Consider the following 14,529-nt stretch of genomic DNA (forward strand, 5'->3'; position numbering starts at 1 on the left):
AATTCATTTTAAATAGCGCACTATGCTGAATGTTGGATTAATCGGGAACACTAAAATTCTTGAGCCATTTGTACTGGAGATCAAGAAAAACGCCCAAATCAATATTATTGGGAAAGCATCTGTTGGATCGAGTGCAGAGCTCACCGGTTTTCATTATTCCATCCCGGAATTTAACCGGGTTGAATTAATTGAACGTGCCGATCTGATCATCATGGACAACTCAACGCCCATGCCGTTTAAATTCATGCGCGATATTATAAAAAAATCGAAACACATATTTTGTGCTGAATATCCTGATCTTACCATCGATGAGTGTACTGAGTTGAATAAGCTTATCAACGAATCGCGCTCGGTGGTGCAGGTTACCAATCCGTATTTTTTCTCGCCGGCCATTCAGTGGGCAAACAAAAACATAAAAACGCCGGCTTTTATCGATTATTCCAATTTCGAGGAATATGTAACCGAAAAGAAATCGCTGTACTCCATGTTGCTTATGCTGTTGAAAATTACGGGCATTTCTCCGAAAAAAATTGGCGCGGTTACATTTCCGGGATATAACAGCTCGAAATTCACCAACGTTCGGCTTGAATTTGGCGATGCATCAGTGGTTAATCTGAATTTTGGGAAACTGGAATCGCTGAAGAATTTTAAAGTCAGAATTTATTCCGACAACCAATTTGCTACATTCAATTTCAGCAAAGAAAAGTTTTTGTCTGATAATGAACCTATTGAATTTGACAACGATTGTATAGTTAAAGAGCTGGATTTTTTCATTCAGGCAATTGAAGGAAAGATCAAAAAAATATCGACACTTGATGATTATTTAATTGCCATGCACGTGGCCCAAAAGATCAACAAAAAGATCGCGCAGTTTTCTATTCATTAATACCAACAAAAAACTACTTTTACGGCAACATTTTGCATTGCAAGGCGTTTTACTACTGATTGCAAAAACGACCTGACTTAATCGCTTGTTAATGAATAAATCGCGGCAAACAGCCAAATATTTATTTTTCGATTTTTTTGCTGCAGCACTTGCCTGGGCTGCTTTTTTTGTGTACCGAAAAGAAATTATTGAACCCCAGTATTTTAACGGTTGGGATGTTCCGTTTGAACTCACCCCGCAGTTCTATTTAGGCTTGCTGATCATCCCTGCATTTTGGATTACCTTTTATTACATTGTTGGTTTTTACAATAACATTTTTCGCCGGTCGCGACTGCTTGAACTGGGGCAAACCTTCTTTACATCGGTAGTTGGAGTTGTGGTTATTTTCTTTGCCTTTTTACTTGACGACTGGATTGGGTCGTATAAAAACTACTACAATCTGGTGTTCACGCTGTTTGGATTACATTTTTTGCTCACCTATATTTTCCGCCTGATACTGACCACACAAACCATTCATAAAATACACCAGCGCAAAATTGGTTTTAACACGCTAATTATTGGCAGTAACGAAAAGGCACTAAAGGTTTACAACGAAATGTTGAGCCAGGTAAGACCAGCCGGAAATAAATTTGTTGGTTTTATAGAACTTGATCAGGCCAGCGAATCCGTTTTAGGCGAGCAATTACCTATGCTCGGGCACATAAAAGACATTCTCAATATTCTGGATAAAGAGCAAATTGAAGAAGTTATTCTGGCGCTGGAAACAAGCGAACACGATAAACTGAGTGAAATACTTACGATTATTGAAAACAGGCAGATCACCATTTGGGGAATCCCCGATTTGTACGATTTGCTATCGGGCATTACAAAAACCAATACCATTTTCGGGAGTCCGCTGATAAAGATCAGTAACGGATTAATGCCCGGCTGGCAGGAAAATATGAAACGTTTGCTGGATGTAGTGTTCTCCATTATCGCACTTATCCTGTTTTTCCCGGTATTTATTGTGCTGGCGTTTATCATTAAAACAACATCAAAAGGGCCAATCATATACAAACAGGAACGCATAGGGCGATACGGAAAACCATTTTATATTTACAAGTTGAGAAGTATGGTTGACGGAGCAGAAAATGGCTCGCCTGCCCTGTCGTCGGAAAACGATACACGGATTACGTCAATTGGTCGTTTTCTTCGTAAAACACACCTCGATGAAATTCCGCAGTTTTTTAATGTAATAATGGGAACCATGTCGTTGGTGGGGCCGCGTCCTGAGCGCGAATACTACATTAAACAAATTATTAAACGGGCACCGCATTACACCCACTTGCAAAAATTGCGTCCGGGAATAACTTCGTGGGGGCAGGTAAAATGTGGTTATGCATCGAATATTGATGAAATGCTGGAACGTTTAACTTACGACATGATGTACCTGAAAAACATTTCCTTATACATCGATTTTAAAATCCTGATTTACACCATACTGGTTAGTATAAAAGGAAACGGAAAGTAAAACTTTTCAGTCGCAGTTTTCAGTCTCAGTTTTCAGTATCAGTTTTCAGTATCCAGCATCAAGAATCCAGTATCAAGAATCCAGTTAAGCATTTCTGCATTAAAGCATTCTATCATTCAGAATTCCGCATCGCGCTCCACCCGTGCAACTCGTAGCTTGTACTTTTTATACCATTTTTCTTTTCCCAGTTTTTGTGCCTGCAAATGTTTGGCATTGTTTTTCCAGTTTTGAATCGCTTCCAGGTTTTCCCAATACGAAACGGTTATTCCCAATCCGTCACGAGCTGATTCTTCTCCCAAAAAGCCTGGCTGTTGTTGAGCAAGCTCCAACATTTGTTGCGCCATTTCTGCGTAACCTTCATCAATAGTGGTGCGCTGTGTAGTAAAAATCACTGCATAGTATGGTGGTTTTGGTGTATTGGCAATCATTTTAACGGAAATGTTTTTATTGGCCTGTATTCCGGGCCGGTTTGTTTTAATATACTCTGAAACAGCATTAGTTCTTTCACCTCAACTTTCTGGTATTCTTCCGTTAGCATTTCATCCAAAATAGAGAAAAACCGGGCTCTGTTCTCCACTGATTTTATGCGGCCCAACGTTAAGTGTGGCCTGAATGTTTTTTGCTCGCCATCAAAACCACAGGCAACCACCTGCTTCTCGATTTCCGGCACCAGTTGCAACAGCTCCTCCGATTCGTTGAGTTTAATAAACAAAACGCGTGGCTGGTTTTTGCTTTTAAAATAACCCGTTCCTTTTAGGGTGATCTCAAATTTCGGTTTTTCAGAAATTAAGAGCTCCAACCGATCGACCAATTCGTAAAGCTGTTCGCGTGTTGTATTGCCTATAAAACGCAGCGTTAAATGAAGATTATTGGGATCAATCCAGTTTATCCGGTCGTTGGAAAACTGGTTTTTAAAATGCTGTAGCAGTTTCAGTACTTCCTTGTTTGGAGTAATTTTTATGGCAATAAAAGTTCTGATGTGGTCTCGCATGCTACAAATAACCTAATTCAATTAATGTAACGATCTCTTCCAGCACCTGGTCTTCTTCATCAGGATCGTAACCGGCTTTTAAATCGTTCCGGAAAAGTTTGGCAATTCCCTGCCAAAAGGTAGCGCTAAATCCGCCCCTGAAATCTTTTATCAAACTATACGGCGTTCGCTCCGTTTCACGATTAATCAGTTTCAGTAAAATCCGCCCATCCGAAATCGACCATGTTTTCAGTTCATCTTTGTGTTTATCGAGCAGTTCCTTTTCCAACTGTTTCATCAAATTCCGTTGTTCTTTTCGTGTTTGCAGGGCATAGTATTCGGGCTCGTACTCTTTCAACAATTCGCGTGCCTCAACAGCCAGCGGGTACACCTTTTTCACTTTTTGTATGTAACGTGTATAACGCCGGTATTCCCGGTTGTTTTTAAACTCACGATCCGGAAAAACAGGTATCTCCTTTATGTTCTTAAAAATAATAGTGTCGCCATCCTGAATATAACCCATATGGACCTCAGAAGAATCGGTTTCCTGCGCCCCGGTCAGCAATGCTCCCAACATTAAAAACAGTATAAAAACAAACCTCTTCATTAAAATATTTTTAACAACATAAAAGTAGAACGAAATATTCGTTAATCAATTACGGACCATACAAAGTTTATATCTTTGGTTCCGAAAACAAAAGATTATACGCGATTATGCAAACATCGGTTCATTCAGAAATTGGCCAACTGGAAGGCGTAATTATCCACACTCCGGGTTCGGAAGTTGAAAACATGACTCCGGCAAATGCCGAACGTGCACTGTATAGCGACATTTTAAATTTGTCGATTGCCTCGACCGAATATGCCCAGTTTGAAGGTGTGCTAAAAAAGGTATCGAAGGTTTACCAGGTGAAAGATCTGCTGGCCGATATTCTGGCTACTGATGCAGTAAAAAAAGAACTGCTGAAAGAAATCTGCATGACTGAATACATCGATTCATGCCAGCAAATGTTGGAAACCGATGCGAAAAAACTGGCAAAAATGCTGATTGAAGGTGTGGTGCTGGAGAAAAACAACCTAACCAATTACCTGAGTAATGAGCGTTTTTTGCTGCGCCCTTTACACAACCTGTTTTTCACACGCGACTCGGCGATGGCAATGAATGACGATATGCTTATTGGCAAAATGGCCAATCCTGTTCGCGAGCGGGAATCGGTTATTATGGAGGCCATTTATAAGTACCACCCGGAAATTGAGACCCACGTTTTGAATCCTGCCAAACCCGAATCGAACATTATGGTGAACCGAAAATCGATGGTCGAAGGCGGCGATGTGCAAATTGCACGCGACGATATTTTTGTTATTGGCACCGGCGTTAGAACCAGCACGCAGGGAATTGATTTTATCATCGAAAACATTAAAAAGCACAAAAAAGAAAAACAACATATTATCGTTCAGGAGCTGCCTGAAACACCCGAGTCGTGTATTCACCTCGACATGGTTTTTACTTTTCTGAATACGGATGAATGTATGGTTTATCCGCCGGTAATTTTCGGAATGAGCCGTTTTAAAACCATTCACATTGAAATTGAAAACGGCGATGTTAGCCGGATTGAAGAAATGCCCAACCTGCCGAAAGCGTTAAAAAAACTGGGCATGGATTTAAACCCGATTTCGTGTGGTGGCAACAGCGACGAGTGGATCCAGGAGCGCGAGCAATGGCACAGCGGTGCTAACTTTTTGGCTTTTGCTCCGGGAAAAATAATCGGCTACCAGCGTAACGTACATACCATTGAGGAGCTAAACAAAAACGGCTACGAGGTAATTGCGGCTACCGATATTATTTCGGGAAAAATAGCGGTTGACGATTACAAAAAATGCGTGATAACCATTGCCGGATCGGAACTGGCACGCGGTGGAGGCGGTGCACGTTGTATGTCGCAACCATTCAGACGAAAAGCAGTGAACTGGTAGAATCACATTGAAACAAAAAGATTTATGCGCAAACTCAGAAATATAGAACTTGGCCGTTTAAGCGTTGAGGAATACAAAAAATCGACTAAATCACCCATTGTTGTGGTGCTTGATAATATAAGAAGTTGTAACAACATTGGCTCAGTGTTTCGCACTTCGGACGCCTTGTTGATTAATAAAATTTACCTGTGCGGAATTACAGCCACACCTCCCAACAACGAAATCAGGAAAACCGCTCTTGATGCCGAAAAATCGGTTGACTGGGAATATTTTGAGCACACCGAAGAAGTGGTGAAAAAATTACAGGAGGAAGGGTTTAAGGTTTATGCCATTGAACAAGTGGAAAACAGTATTATGCTGCCCGATTATCAACCTGCCGATGATGAAAAAGTAGCGCTGGTTTTTGGCAACGAAGTTAAAGGAGTGAAACAAAGTGTGGTGAATCTTTGCGATGGCAGCATTGAAATTCCCCAATACGGAACCAAACATTCTTTCAATATTTCGGTAAGTGCCGGAATTGTTTTGTGGGATATTTTTCAGAAAATAAAGTGACTACTGATTGATAGCCCGACTTCGAGTCAGACCACCAATTTCCAATATCTCAAACATTTTCCTTATTTTTAAGGGAAACTAAAAAATATTCCCAAATGGCTGACTTGCAAAATATGCCTGAAGAATTTCTTCAATACATTTGGCAAAACAAACTTTTTACAACAAATCATATACAAACGGTTGAAGGCGACAGGCTGGAGATTATCGACCAGGGACGAAAAAATACCGACTCCGGTCCCGATTTTTTTAATGCGAAGATCAAATTAAACGAAACTACGTGGGCCGGTAATATCGAAATTCATAAATCAGCTTCCGACTGGCAAAAACACGAACATACCAACGACAAAGCCTACGACAACGTTATTTTGCACGTGGTTGAAACGGCCGACACAACAATAGCCAGAAGTAATGGAGAAATAATTCCAACGTTGATTTTGAACTACCCGGAACAACTTAAACACAATTACCAAAAGCTGATAAATGCCCAAACCTGGATTGCCTGCGAGAACCAGTTTCATAAAGTTAATCCGATACTGTTGCAACTGGGTTTTAACCGGCTGATGATTGAACGGCTGGAAACAAAAACACAAGCCATTGTTGAGCAACTTGAGCAAAACAACAACAACTGGGAAGAGACATTTTTTCAACTACTGGCACGCATGTTTGGGTTTAAAGTAAATGCCGTTCCCTTTGAGTTGCTGGCAAAGTCGCTCTCTATTCAAACGCTGCTTAAACACAAAAACAGCCTCTTTCAACTGGAAGCCTTGTTGTTCGGGAATTCAGGATTACTAAACCAGCAATTGTTGGGCGACGAGTATTTTATCCGCCTTCGCGACGAGTATTCCTTTCTGTACAAGAAGTACAAGCTTAAAGGAATTGAAGGCCATTTGTGGAAATTTATGCGTTTGCGGCCACCTAATTTCCCTACTATTCGTATTTCGCAACTGGCAGCGCTAATTTATCAAACAGAAGGACTGTTTTCAAAAATCATGGAAATTGAGTCCGTTGAAGAACTTAAACAATTATTTAAGGTAAAAGCCTCTGAATACTGGGATACACATTACAACTTCAATAAATTATCGAAAAACACCCAACCAAAGGAACTGGGAAATACTGCGGCCCACATTCTGATTATCAATGTTATTGTTCCTTTTTTATTTGTGTACGGCGAAAAACAAAATAAACACCAGTTAAAAAACCGTGCGCTCGGGTTTCTCGAAAACCTACCAGCCGAGAACAATTCCATTATTTCAAAATGGACAGATCTCGGTGTTCAGGCGCGCTCGGCTTTTGATTCGCAAGCTTTACTTCAACTAAAAAACTATTACTGCGAATCAAAAAAATGTTTAAATTGCCAATTAGGGGTGAAATTAGTTTCATCAATGTAAAATCAGGACGACTAACATGCCAACAAGTAGCCAACAGTATAATAAATTTCAGGCGGTTTCGAGCAAAACCATTCAAATTGGTATTGGCTTGCTATTTTCCATTCTTATTTTTGGCTCAGCCGGGTATTATTATATCGAGGACATGAACCTGCTCGACAGTGTGTACATGACCGTGATTACCATTTCCACTGTTGGTTTTAAAGAGGTTGGTTCGCATCCCTTAACCCCCGATGGAAAAATATTTACCATTGCTTTAATTATAATGAGTCTGGGTAGTTTGGCCTATGTAGGCTCGAATATGGCACGTTTTGTTTTCGACGGAGAATTGGCTAACTATATAAAAACGTACAGGGTGGATAAAAAAATTGCAAAACTAAAAGACCACGTAATAATTGTGGGATATGGCCGTAATGGCGAACAGGCAGCCATGGAACTGGCCGAAAACAATGTTGAGTTTGTTATTCTCGACAAACGCGATAACGTTATTTCTAGAATACGCGAAAACCCTAATTTGTTATACATTAAGGGCGATGCAACGCATGAAGAAACGCTGGAGCAAGCAGGCATTAACCGGGCAAGAGCATTAATTGCCACCACTCCAAACGATGCCGATAACGTATTTGTGGTGCTTACCGCCCGAAGCATGAACCCGGGACTTACCGTTATCAGCCGCGCTTCGGAACTGGAAAGCCAGATGAAACTGAAACGCGCCGGTGCCACTAATGTAATTATGCCTGAACGTATTGGAGGTCAGCGAATGGCAAAGCTGGTGCACCAACCCGATGTGGTTGAGTTTATCGAATATATTTTGCTGCAAAAATCGCAGGATGTTACGCTGGAAGAAGTGGCGTGTAAAAGTCTGGCACAACGATTTGTGGGCAAATCAATTGCTGAGCTCAGGGTTCGCGAAACAACGGGAGCCAACATTATTGGAATAAAAATTAGCGGAGCCCGTTACGTTTTTAATCCCGATCCGCAAATGATACTTTCGCGCAACGATCAGCTTTTTGTTTTGGGAAATCCAACCCAGATTAAACGCCTGAAAGAAGTAATGCAAAGCGAAGCATAAACAGAAAATTCGTTTCGTTCAAATTAAAAACTTTCTTCCTGAGAAAAACTCCTCAAAAACATAGTTATTTAACCCTTTACAGAGCATAACCCAGTTTGCGCATAGTTAACTTCCCAATGTACGATGTACAAACTTCAATATATACATGTAAAACTATAGTGTGAAGAGTGTATTAGGTAATATTCACAGCACAAAATGCACTGTATACATATAATTCTTTGCTATACACATCTTATTAACTAATGTATGCAGTGAATAAACCTCGGTTTACAGTTCATATAAAAGTAAATACATGAAAATAAATGTTGTTAAGAGTAAAATACACACTTTAAGGATATAATTGTGGGGAAAATGCCGTAACTTGAATACCGATAAACGTTAAAAGCTAAAAATAATGTTACGCTACAACTTCGAACGTATTTTTAAAGCCAGGGGAATTTACCGGCCCTATTCGTACCTGGTTAATGCCGGTTTTTCAGGTAATTTTGCGGTAAAACTAAATAAAAATCAGGCTGCTTATATCAGGCCCAAAGAGATGGAAAAACTATGCCTTCTATTGCGTTGTACACCCAACGACTTTTTTGAGTGGATTCCGGATAATGAGAATACCGTAGACAGCAAACATCCGATAAACAATATCCGCAAAACGGAAAAGGTGGTCGACATTACCAAAACCCTAAACGCGGTGCCCATCGACAAACTCGACGAAATTGAGCAGCTTATAAATGAAAAACTGGCCTCTGGCAAAAGCTGACATTTAATAGCTAAGCCAACTTTTACTACATTTGTTTCGCAATCCTGGTTTATAAGTGTGTCATTTATTATGCCCTTGGCTGTGAAAAAAAAGATTAAATTTGAATACCGCATTACCTTACTCTACCTCCTTATTGGTGGGCTCTGGATCATTTTCTCCGATCGGTTTCTACTATCGGTAACCAGTAACCAGGAAATTCTGACCAAATTTCAAACCTATAAAGGGTGGTTTTATGTGGCTACTACCGCTGTACTTTTGCTGTTACTATTAAAATCGCACCTCAGGAAATTACGGAAGGCGGAAGCCGAGGCAAAAAAAAGCAACGCTTTAAAAACAGCTTTTCTACAAAACATTTCGCACGAGATCAGAACTCCGATGAATAGCATAGTTGGCTTTTCTGATATTCTGAACACCCAGGAGTTTAATGAGCAAGAAGTAAATCAGTACCTGGCCATCATTCGAAACAGCTCGAATCAATTGCTGTATATCGTTAATCAACTGCTTGATATTTCAATGATTGAATCAGGAAATGTAATAGTATTCAACAACACTTTTACCCTGAACAATATGATCGATGAAATAGATGCAGCTTTTAAACCCACTGTAAAAAATTCGATAAAATTTGTAGCCGAAAAAGGATTGAGTGATGAAAAAAGCCACATTGTTACTGATGCCGGAAAACTTCGGCAGGTAATTATGAATTTGCTCAACAACGCCAATAAATATACGGAAGCAGGCACCATAAAATTAAGCTATACGCTTGATAATAATATGTTGAAGTTTACTGTCGAAGACTCTGGGATTGGCATTGCACCCGAAAAACAGCAATACATCTTTAAACGTTTTCAAAAGGCACATAACGAACATAAAGAATTTTACGATGGAGTTGGTTTGGGACTTTCAATCTGTAAAGGCAACATCGATCTGCTAAAAGGAGATATTGGCTTTAACTCCGCAGTTGGAGAAGGAACAGTGTTCTATTTTCGTATTCCCTATTCTCCGGCTTCGCGGTAAACTAATCCGGGCCTCCAAAAAATCTATTAACATAGTTTAGTTTTTTTTCAGTTACCTTAAAACAAGTTATCCCGACCTTTATGCTGAAAACTAAACAAAAATGAAGTCAATAACCATTCTGTTAGCCATTACCTGTTGTATTAATGCCTACGCTCAAGACTCGCCCACCTTTATCATTGAAGGGAAAACGGTAAACACTGATGGGCTTCCAATTGCCGATGTATATGTAATTAACCCCAGAACCTTAGAAAAAGACATTACAAGAGCCAATGGAGTTTTTAAACTAACCGTAAGCGCCCAGGACTCGCTGATATTCTCGCACATCTCCTATTTTCGGATATCGGTTCAGGTGTACAATTTGATGCAGAATCCGATCATTAAAATGGAATCAGAAGACGTGCAAATTCCCGAAGTGGTGGTTAGTCCCGAGCAAAAAACCGACTCGGAACGCGCCCAGGAAAACCTTAATTTTTTAGGCGACTACAAACCCCTCAAATACAACAAAATGAAACCGGAGAGTGATCCAACTACAACAATAATGACCGAACACAACCGCCTTATGCGAACAGAAGCCTCATCAATAAGTTTTTTACCGATATTAGGTGTTCCACTACAAGCGATTGATAAGGCAGTACAAAAACATAAAAGACGTAAAATGTACCAGACAGATTATTACTCTACCCGAAAAGTGGTAAAACCACCAATAGAGGAAAAAGAAGAAGAACCCGACGAAGACAATTAACCTTCCGGCTCAGCATCGAATCGTTCGATAAAGTCGGTTGACAGTACCCGGAACTCCGTTCTACGGTTAATTCCACGGGCAATTTCCTGCTGTGCTTCGGGCAATTTCAGAATAAACTCTTCTGTCAGTTCATCGCCGCGTTTTAAGAAATCGTACTGATTAGCTAATTTTCGAGTTACCGTCTTTGGCCAGGTTTCGCCATAACCTTTCGCTACCAAACGATTCGGGTTTATTCCCTTTTCAATCAGGTAATCCACCACACTTTGTGCACGTTTCTGCGACAGGTCGAAGTTAAACTGCTCGCTGCCAACATAATCGGTGTGCGCCATCAACTCAATGGTAATGGTTGGGTTAAAAACCAATATCTGAACCAGGGTATCGAGCGCAGTTTTCGAACTTTCGAGTAATTCCCAGCTGCCAAACTCGTAGTTAATATTATCAACTTTTATCGGCGCATCGGTTGGAGTAAGGTTCATGGTAAAACGAAAATCTTTACTGTCCTCCAATCCAATGGTATTTACTGCTGCTTTATCGCGCAAAAATCCATCTTTAAACGCAGCAAAAACATATTCTGTTTCGGGCTTCAGTTTCATTTTAAACTTACCGCCACGGGCACGAATTTTCAGGTTGGTACCGTCAGTCCCGATCACACGCATGGTCGATCCATCCAGATGCGATGCCGTTTCTTTATTAAAAACGTCAATTTCTATCTGGTAAACTTTCGGAGGAACTACAAATGAATAAATATCATCGCCACGCGATCCTTTGCGGTTCGAGGTGAACATTCCTTTGTTTTCGCCGGTTACAAATGCAATTCCAAAATCGTCGGAAGGCGAATTCATTGGTGAGCCCATATTTTCAACCACCAAAATTCCATCGTCGTTTTTGTAGGCATGAAAAAGATCGAAACCTCCCTGCCCGATGTGGCCGTTCGAAGCAAAATAAAGATCTCCGTTATCGCGCACAAAAGGGAACATTTCATCGGCCGATGTATTTACAGTGGGACCAAGATTTACCGGTCTTCCAAAAGATCCACCATCAACCGTTGCCTTCCAAATGTCTTTTCCGCCCTGTCCTCCGGGCATGTCAGACACAAAATAGATCTCTGTTCCATCAGGATTGAGTGCAGGGTGAGCTGCAATAATACTATCGCCAACAATTTGTAATTTTATTGGACTTGACCACGAACCACGCGACTGCGAAGTGGAGTATAATTCGGCACCCAGGGGCTCTGACTTGTCGTAACGGCAGCGTGTAAATATCATTTCCTCGCCACTTGAACTTAAGGTAACAGCACCTTCTTCATCGCCGGTGTTAATAATCATACTCTCGTCCAGCAACCTGGGTTTTTCCCATTTCTGCCTTTGAATGCCAAAAGTTGCCCGATAAATATCGGTGTATTTTTGGCCGGTAATCATACTTTCTTTTTTACCGGTAGAGGCTTCCCGCGATGAGGTAAAATAGATCTCGTTATCGCGGCCTCCAACAAAAACCGGGGCAAAATCGCTCTCGCGAGAGTTAATTTCTTTTATAGGGTTGATGATATGCCTTGTGGGATTGGCCACCCATTCCTGTGTTTTTTGCATGGCCTCAACACCATCTAAAGCACGCTGGTCGCCCGGAACTGCCTCGAGATAGGTACGGTAGGTTTCGTAAGCCTCTTCGTATTTCTGTGTAATACGCAACATATCAGCATAATGCAGCAGCGCTTCTTTATCATCAAATCCCAAACGAATGGCAAATTTGTAATTCTGGGCAGCGTAATCATACAATCCGATTGCCCGGTAACATTCTGCCAACTGATATGCGTATTCAATTCTTTTCTCTCGGTTCTTTTCCTTTTTTCTGGCCTTACGGTATTTTTCAATGGCTTTGTAATATTCGCCAATATCCTGCGACAATGTAGCATCGCGTCCGTATCTGGCCGAACCGCAACCACTTAAAACTATGATTATAACACCAAAAACAGCTAGTTTAACCTGCTTCATACCCATTCAATTTCGGGGAATAAAAGTAAATTTTTTTACCGACTATTTCCAATAATATCGTTTAGTCTTTTATCTAACGAATTATTAGTTGCTTAAGTATACAGCTACAAAAAAGACTTCCTGAAAATCAGAAAGTCTTTTATGTAGTGTTGTAAACTTCTTTTTATCGAACAAAAAGCAGCTCGCGGTACTTTGGTAACGGCCATTTTTCGTTGTCAACAATCAATTCAAGTCGGTCGATATGGTCGCGAATTTCATCCAGGTACGGACGCACTTCTTTGTCGTATTCTTTTGATCTTTCAACCACATCTTCCACCTTGTTTGCTTTGGCACGTGCGGCAATCATTTCTTTGCGTTTTGCTTTAATCGCGGAAATATGGCCTCCCACTTCTCTGATCAGGTCTAAACGGCCACCTGCCAGCGACAAAAATTCCTCCTCAGGAAATACTTCTTTCAGGTTTTTCACATTTTCGAGCAACATGGTTTGATACTCCACTGCCGTTGGCACAATGTGGTTAATGGCAATATCGGCAAGAACACGCGATTCAATCTGCACCTTCATAATGAATTTCTCGTATTCAACCTCTACCCTGCCTTCCAATTCGGATTTGTTGAAAATGCCATTACGGTTGAACAGGTCGATACACTCTTCGCGCATGTAGGCCGCCAAAGAATCCGGCACATTTCCAATATTGGTTAAACCTCTTTTTTCGGCTTCTTTTACCCATTCTTCGCTGTAACCATCGCCGTTAAAACGAATTGGTTTTGTATCGATGATCAGCGTTTTCAATACCTGGAAGATCGCCTCATCTTTTTTCACTCCTTTTTCAATCAGGGTATCTACCTCAATTTTAAACTTTTTCAGCTGATCGGCAACTGCGGTGTTCAACACAATTAAAGCAGAAGCGTTGTTGGCCATCGATCCTACAGCGCGGAACTCAAAACGGTTTCCGGTAAAAGCAAATGGCGATGTACGGTTTCGGTCGGTATTGTCGAGAATAATTTCAGGGATACGACCGATATTCAGTTTTAAAGCAGTTTTTTCATCCGGAGTCATTTTACGGTCAACCACTGCTTCTTCCATTAAATCGAGCATAGCCGAAACTTCTGATCCAAGGAATACAGAAATGATTGACGGAGGAGCTTCATTGGCTCCCAATCGGTGCTGGTTCGACGCGGTTAAGATACTGGCGCGAAGCAAATCCTGGTTATCGTAAACCGCTTTTAATGTATTAATTACAAACGTTAAAAACTGCAGGTTTGATTTTGGATTTTTACCCGGCGAATACAAATTCACTCCGGTATCGGTTGATAACGACCAATTGTTGTGTTTTCCCGATCCGTTAATTCCCGCAAATGGTTTTTCGTGGAAAAGAATGCGGAATTTATGACGACGGGCAATTTTCTGCATAATGTCCATGCACAACTGGTTATGGTCGTTAGCCAGGTTGGCTTCTTCGTAAATCGGGGCCAGCTCAAACTGGTTTGGGGCCACCTCGTTATGGCGTGTTTTTACCGGAATTCCCAGTTTGTAGGCTTCATTCTCAACATCCTGCATGAACTTGTTTACACGCGTTGGGATGGATGAGAAATAATGGTCGTCAAGTTGCTGATCTTTTGATGATGCGTGGCCCATCAGCGTACGACCGGTTAACATCAGGTCGGGACGCGCCATAAACAAA

Annotated in this window: 14 protein-coding genes; 9 read left to right on the top strand and 5 right to left on the bottom strand. The window is 41.0% G+C overall.

The window, feature by feature from the left end; genetic code table 11:
• Nucleotides 1–22 precede the first annotated feature (22 nt).
• The gene (locus ABZB17_RS12215) at nucleotides 23–886 is read left to right on the top strand and encodes a hypothetical protein (RefSeq protein WP_372650597.1); all 864 of its coding nucleotides are present in this window, start codon (nucleotides 23–25) and stop codon (nucleotides 884–886) included.
• A gap of 91 nt (nucleotides 887–977) precedes the next feature.
• Entirely contained in the window at nucleotides 978–2,396 is a 1,419-nt protein-coding gene (locus tag ABZB17_RS12220; RefSeq protein WP_372650599.1) for a sugar transferase, read from the top strand.
• 116 nt (nucleotides 2,397–2,512) lie between these two features.
• On the opposite strand, the gene ABZB17_RS12225 is transcribed toward ABZB17_RS12220, so the two are convergent.
• Genes ABZB17_RS12225 through ABZB17_RS12235 form a run of 3 tightly spaced genes read right to left on the bottom strand, consistent with a single transcriptional unit; the run spans nucleotide 2,513 to nucleotide 3,973 of the window.
• Entirely contained in the window at nucleotides 2,513–2,824 is a 312-nt protein-coding gene (locus tag ABZB17_RS12225; RefSeq protein ID WP_372650601.1) for an antibiotic biosynthesis monooxygenase, read from the bottom strand.
• Nucleotides 2,821–3,387, bottom strand: coding sequence for an RNA 2',3'-cyclic phosphodiesterase (thpR, locus tag ABZB17_RS12230; protein WP_372650603.1), 567 nt, complete (start codon nucleotides 3,385–3,387; stop codon nucleotides 2,821–2,823). Before thpR ends, ABZB17_RS12225 begins: the two co-directional genes overlap by 4 nt.
• A gap of 1 nt (nucleotide 3,388) precedes the next feature.
• Nucleotides 3,389–3,973 carry a DUF4294 domain-containing protein gene (locus ABZB17_RS12235; RefSeq protein WP_372650604.1) on the bottom strand — a complete coding sequence of 195 codons (585 nt, stop codon included), beginning with the start codon at nucleotides 3,971–3,973 and terminating at the stop codon, nucleotides 3,389–3,391.
• 107 nt (nucleotides 3,974–4,080) lie between these two features.
• On the opposite strand from ABZB17_RS12235, the gene ABZB17_RS12240 reads away from it, so the two are divergent.
• From ABZB17_RS12240 to ABZB17_RS12270, 7 genes are all read left to right on the top strand, one after another.
• The gene (locus ABZB17_RS12240; protein WP_372650606.1) at nucleotides 4,081–5,340 is read left to right on the top strand and encodes an arginine deiminase family protein; all 1,260 of its coding nucleotides are present in this window, start codon (nucleotides 4,081–4,083) and stop codon (nucleotides 5,338–5,340) included.
• 24 nt (nucleotides 5,341–5,364) lie between these two features.
• Complete coding sequence (locus tag ABZB17_RS12245; RefSeq protein WP_372650608.1) at nucleotides 5,365–5,892, top strand: RNA methyltransferase; 528 nt, start codon at nucleotides 5,365–5,367, stop codon at nucleotides 5,890–5,892.
• Nucleotides 5,893–5,987: 95 nt separating this feature from the next.
• Entirely contained in the window at nucleotides 5,988–7,280 is a 1,293-nt protein-coding gene (locus ABZB17_RS12250) for a DUF2851 family protein (RefSeq protein ID WP_372650609.1), read from the top strand.
• A 16-nt stretch (nucleotides 7,281–7,296) separates the two neighbouring features.
• Nucleotides 7,297–8,349, top strand: coding sequence for a TrkA family potassium uptake protein (locus tag ABZB17_RS12255; RefSeq protein ID WP_372650611.1), 1,053 nt, complete (start codon nucleotides 7,297–7,299; stop codon nucleotides 8,347–8,349).
• A gap of 394 nt (nucleotides 8,350–8,743) precedes the next feature.
• Nucleotides 8,744–9,103 (top strand): helix-turn-helix domain-containing protein, encoded by a 360-nt coding sequence (locus tag ABZB17_RS12260; RefSeq protein ID WP_372650613.1) that lies wholly within the window; start codon nucleotides 8,744–8,746, stop codon nucleotides 9,101–9,103.
• An 81-nt stretch (nucleotides 9,104–9,184) separates the two neighbouring features.
• Entirely contained in the window at nucleotides 9,185–10,117 is a 933-nt protein-coding gene (locus ABZB17_RS12265; RefSeq protein WP_372650615.1) for a sensor histidine kinase, read from the top strand.
• 100 nt (nucleotides 10,118–10,217) lie between these two features.
• Nucleotides 10,218–10,859, top strand: coding sequence for a hypothetical protein (locus tag ABZB17_RS12270; protein WP_372650617.1), 642 nt, complete (start codon nucleotides 10,218–10,220; stop codon nucleotides 10,857–10,859).
• Here the strand turns inward: ABZB17_RS12270 and ABZB17_RS12275 are convergent.
• Nucleotides 10,856–12,847, bottom strand: a complete 1,992-nt coding sequence (locus ABZB17_RS12275; protein ID WP_372650619.1) for an OmpA family protein — start codon at nucleotides 12,845–12,847, stop codon at nucleotides 10,856–10,858. The two genes, ABZB17_RS12270 and ABZB17_RS12275, sit on opposite strands and share 4 nt — an antisense overlap.
• A 163-nt stretch (nucleotides 12,848–13,010) precedes the next feature.
• On the bottom strand, nucleotides 13,011–14,529 hold a 1,519-nt coding region (locus tag ABZB17_RS12280; RefSeq protein WP_372650621.1), incomplete at its 5' end, for a glutamine synthetase type III.

Source organism: Draconibacterium sp., from assembly GCF_041583095.1.
In the GTDB taxonomy this organism is placed as follows: Bacteria; Bacteroidota; Bacteroidia; order Bacteroidales; family Prolixibacteraceae; genus Draconibacterium.

Excerpts from the sequence above, each read along its gene's own strand:
- ABZB17_RS12220 (WP_372650599.1), top strand. The coding sequence starts at position 978 with ATGAATAAATCGCGGCAAACAGCCAAATATTTATTTTTCGATTTTTTT.
- ABZB17_RS12215 (WP_372650597.1), top strand. The coding sequence starts at position 23 with ATGCTGAATGTTGGATTAATCGGGAACACTAAAATTCTTGAGCCATTT.
- ABZB17_RS12255 (WP_372650611.1), top strand. The coding sequence starts at position 7,297 with ATGCCAACAAGTAGCCAACAGTATAATAAATTTCAGGCGGTTTCGAGC.
- ABZB17_RS12270 (WP_372650617.1), top strand. The coding sequence starts at position 10,218 with ATGAAGTCAATAACCATTCTGTTAGCCATTACCTGTTGTATTAATGCC.
- ABZB17_RS12275 (WP_372650619.1), bottom strand. The coding sequence starts at position 12,847 with ATGAAGCAGGTTAAACTAGCTGTTTTTGGTGTTATAATCATAGTTTTA.
- ABZB17_RS12250 (WP_372650609.1), top strand. The coding sequence starts at position 5,988 with ATGGCTGACTTGCAAAATATGCCTGAAGAATTTCTTCAATACATTTGG.
- ABZB17_RS12245 (WP_372650608.1), top strand. The coding sequence starts at position 5,365 with ATGCGCAAACTCAGAAATATAGAACTTGGCCGTTTAAGCGTTGAGGAA.
- thpR (WP_372650603.1), bottom strand. The coding sequence starts at position 3,387 with ATGCGAGACCACATCAGAACTTTTATTGCCATAAAAATTACTCCAAAC.
- ABZB17_RS12235 (WP_372650604.1), bottom strand. The coding sequence starts at position 3,973 with ATGAAGAGGTTTGTTTTTATACTGTTTTTAATGTTGGGAGCATTGCTG.
- ABZB17_RS12260 (WP_372650613.1), top strand. The coding sequence starts at position 8,744 with ATGTTACGCTACAACTTCGAACGTATTTTTAAAGCCAGGGGAATTTAC.
- ABZB17_RS12225 (WP_372650601.1), bottom strand. The coding sequence starts at position 2,824 with ATGATTGCCAATACACCAAAACCACCATACTATGCAGTGATTTTTACT.
- ABZB17_RS12240 (WP_372650606.1), top strand. The coding sequence starts at position 4,081 with ATGCAAACATCGGTTCATTCAGAAATTGGCCAACTGGAAGGCGTAATT.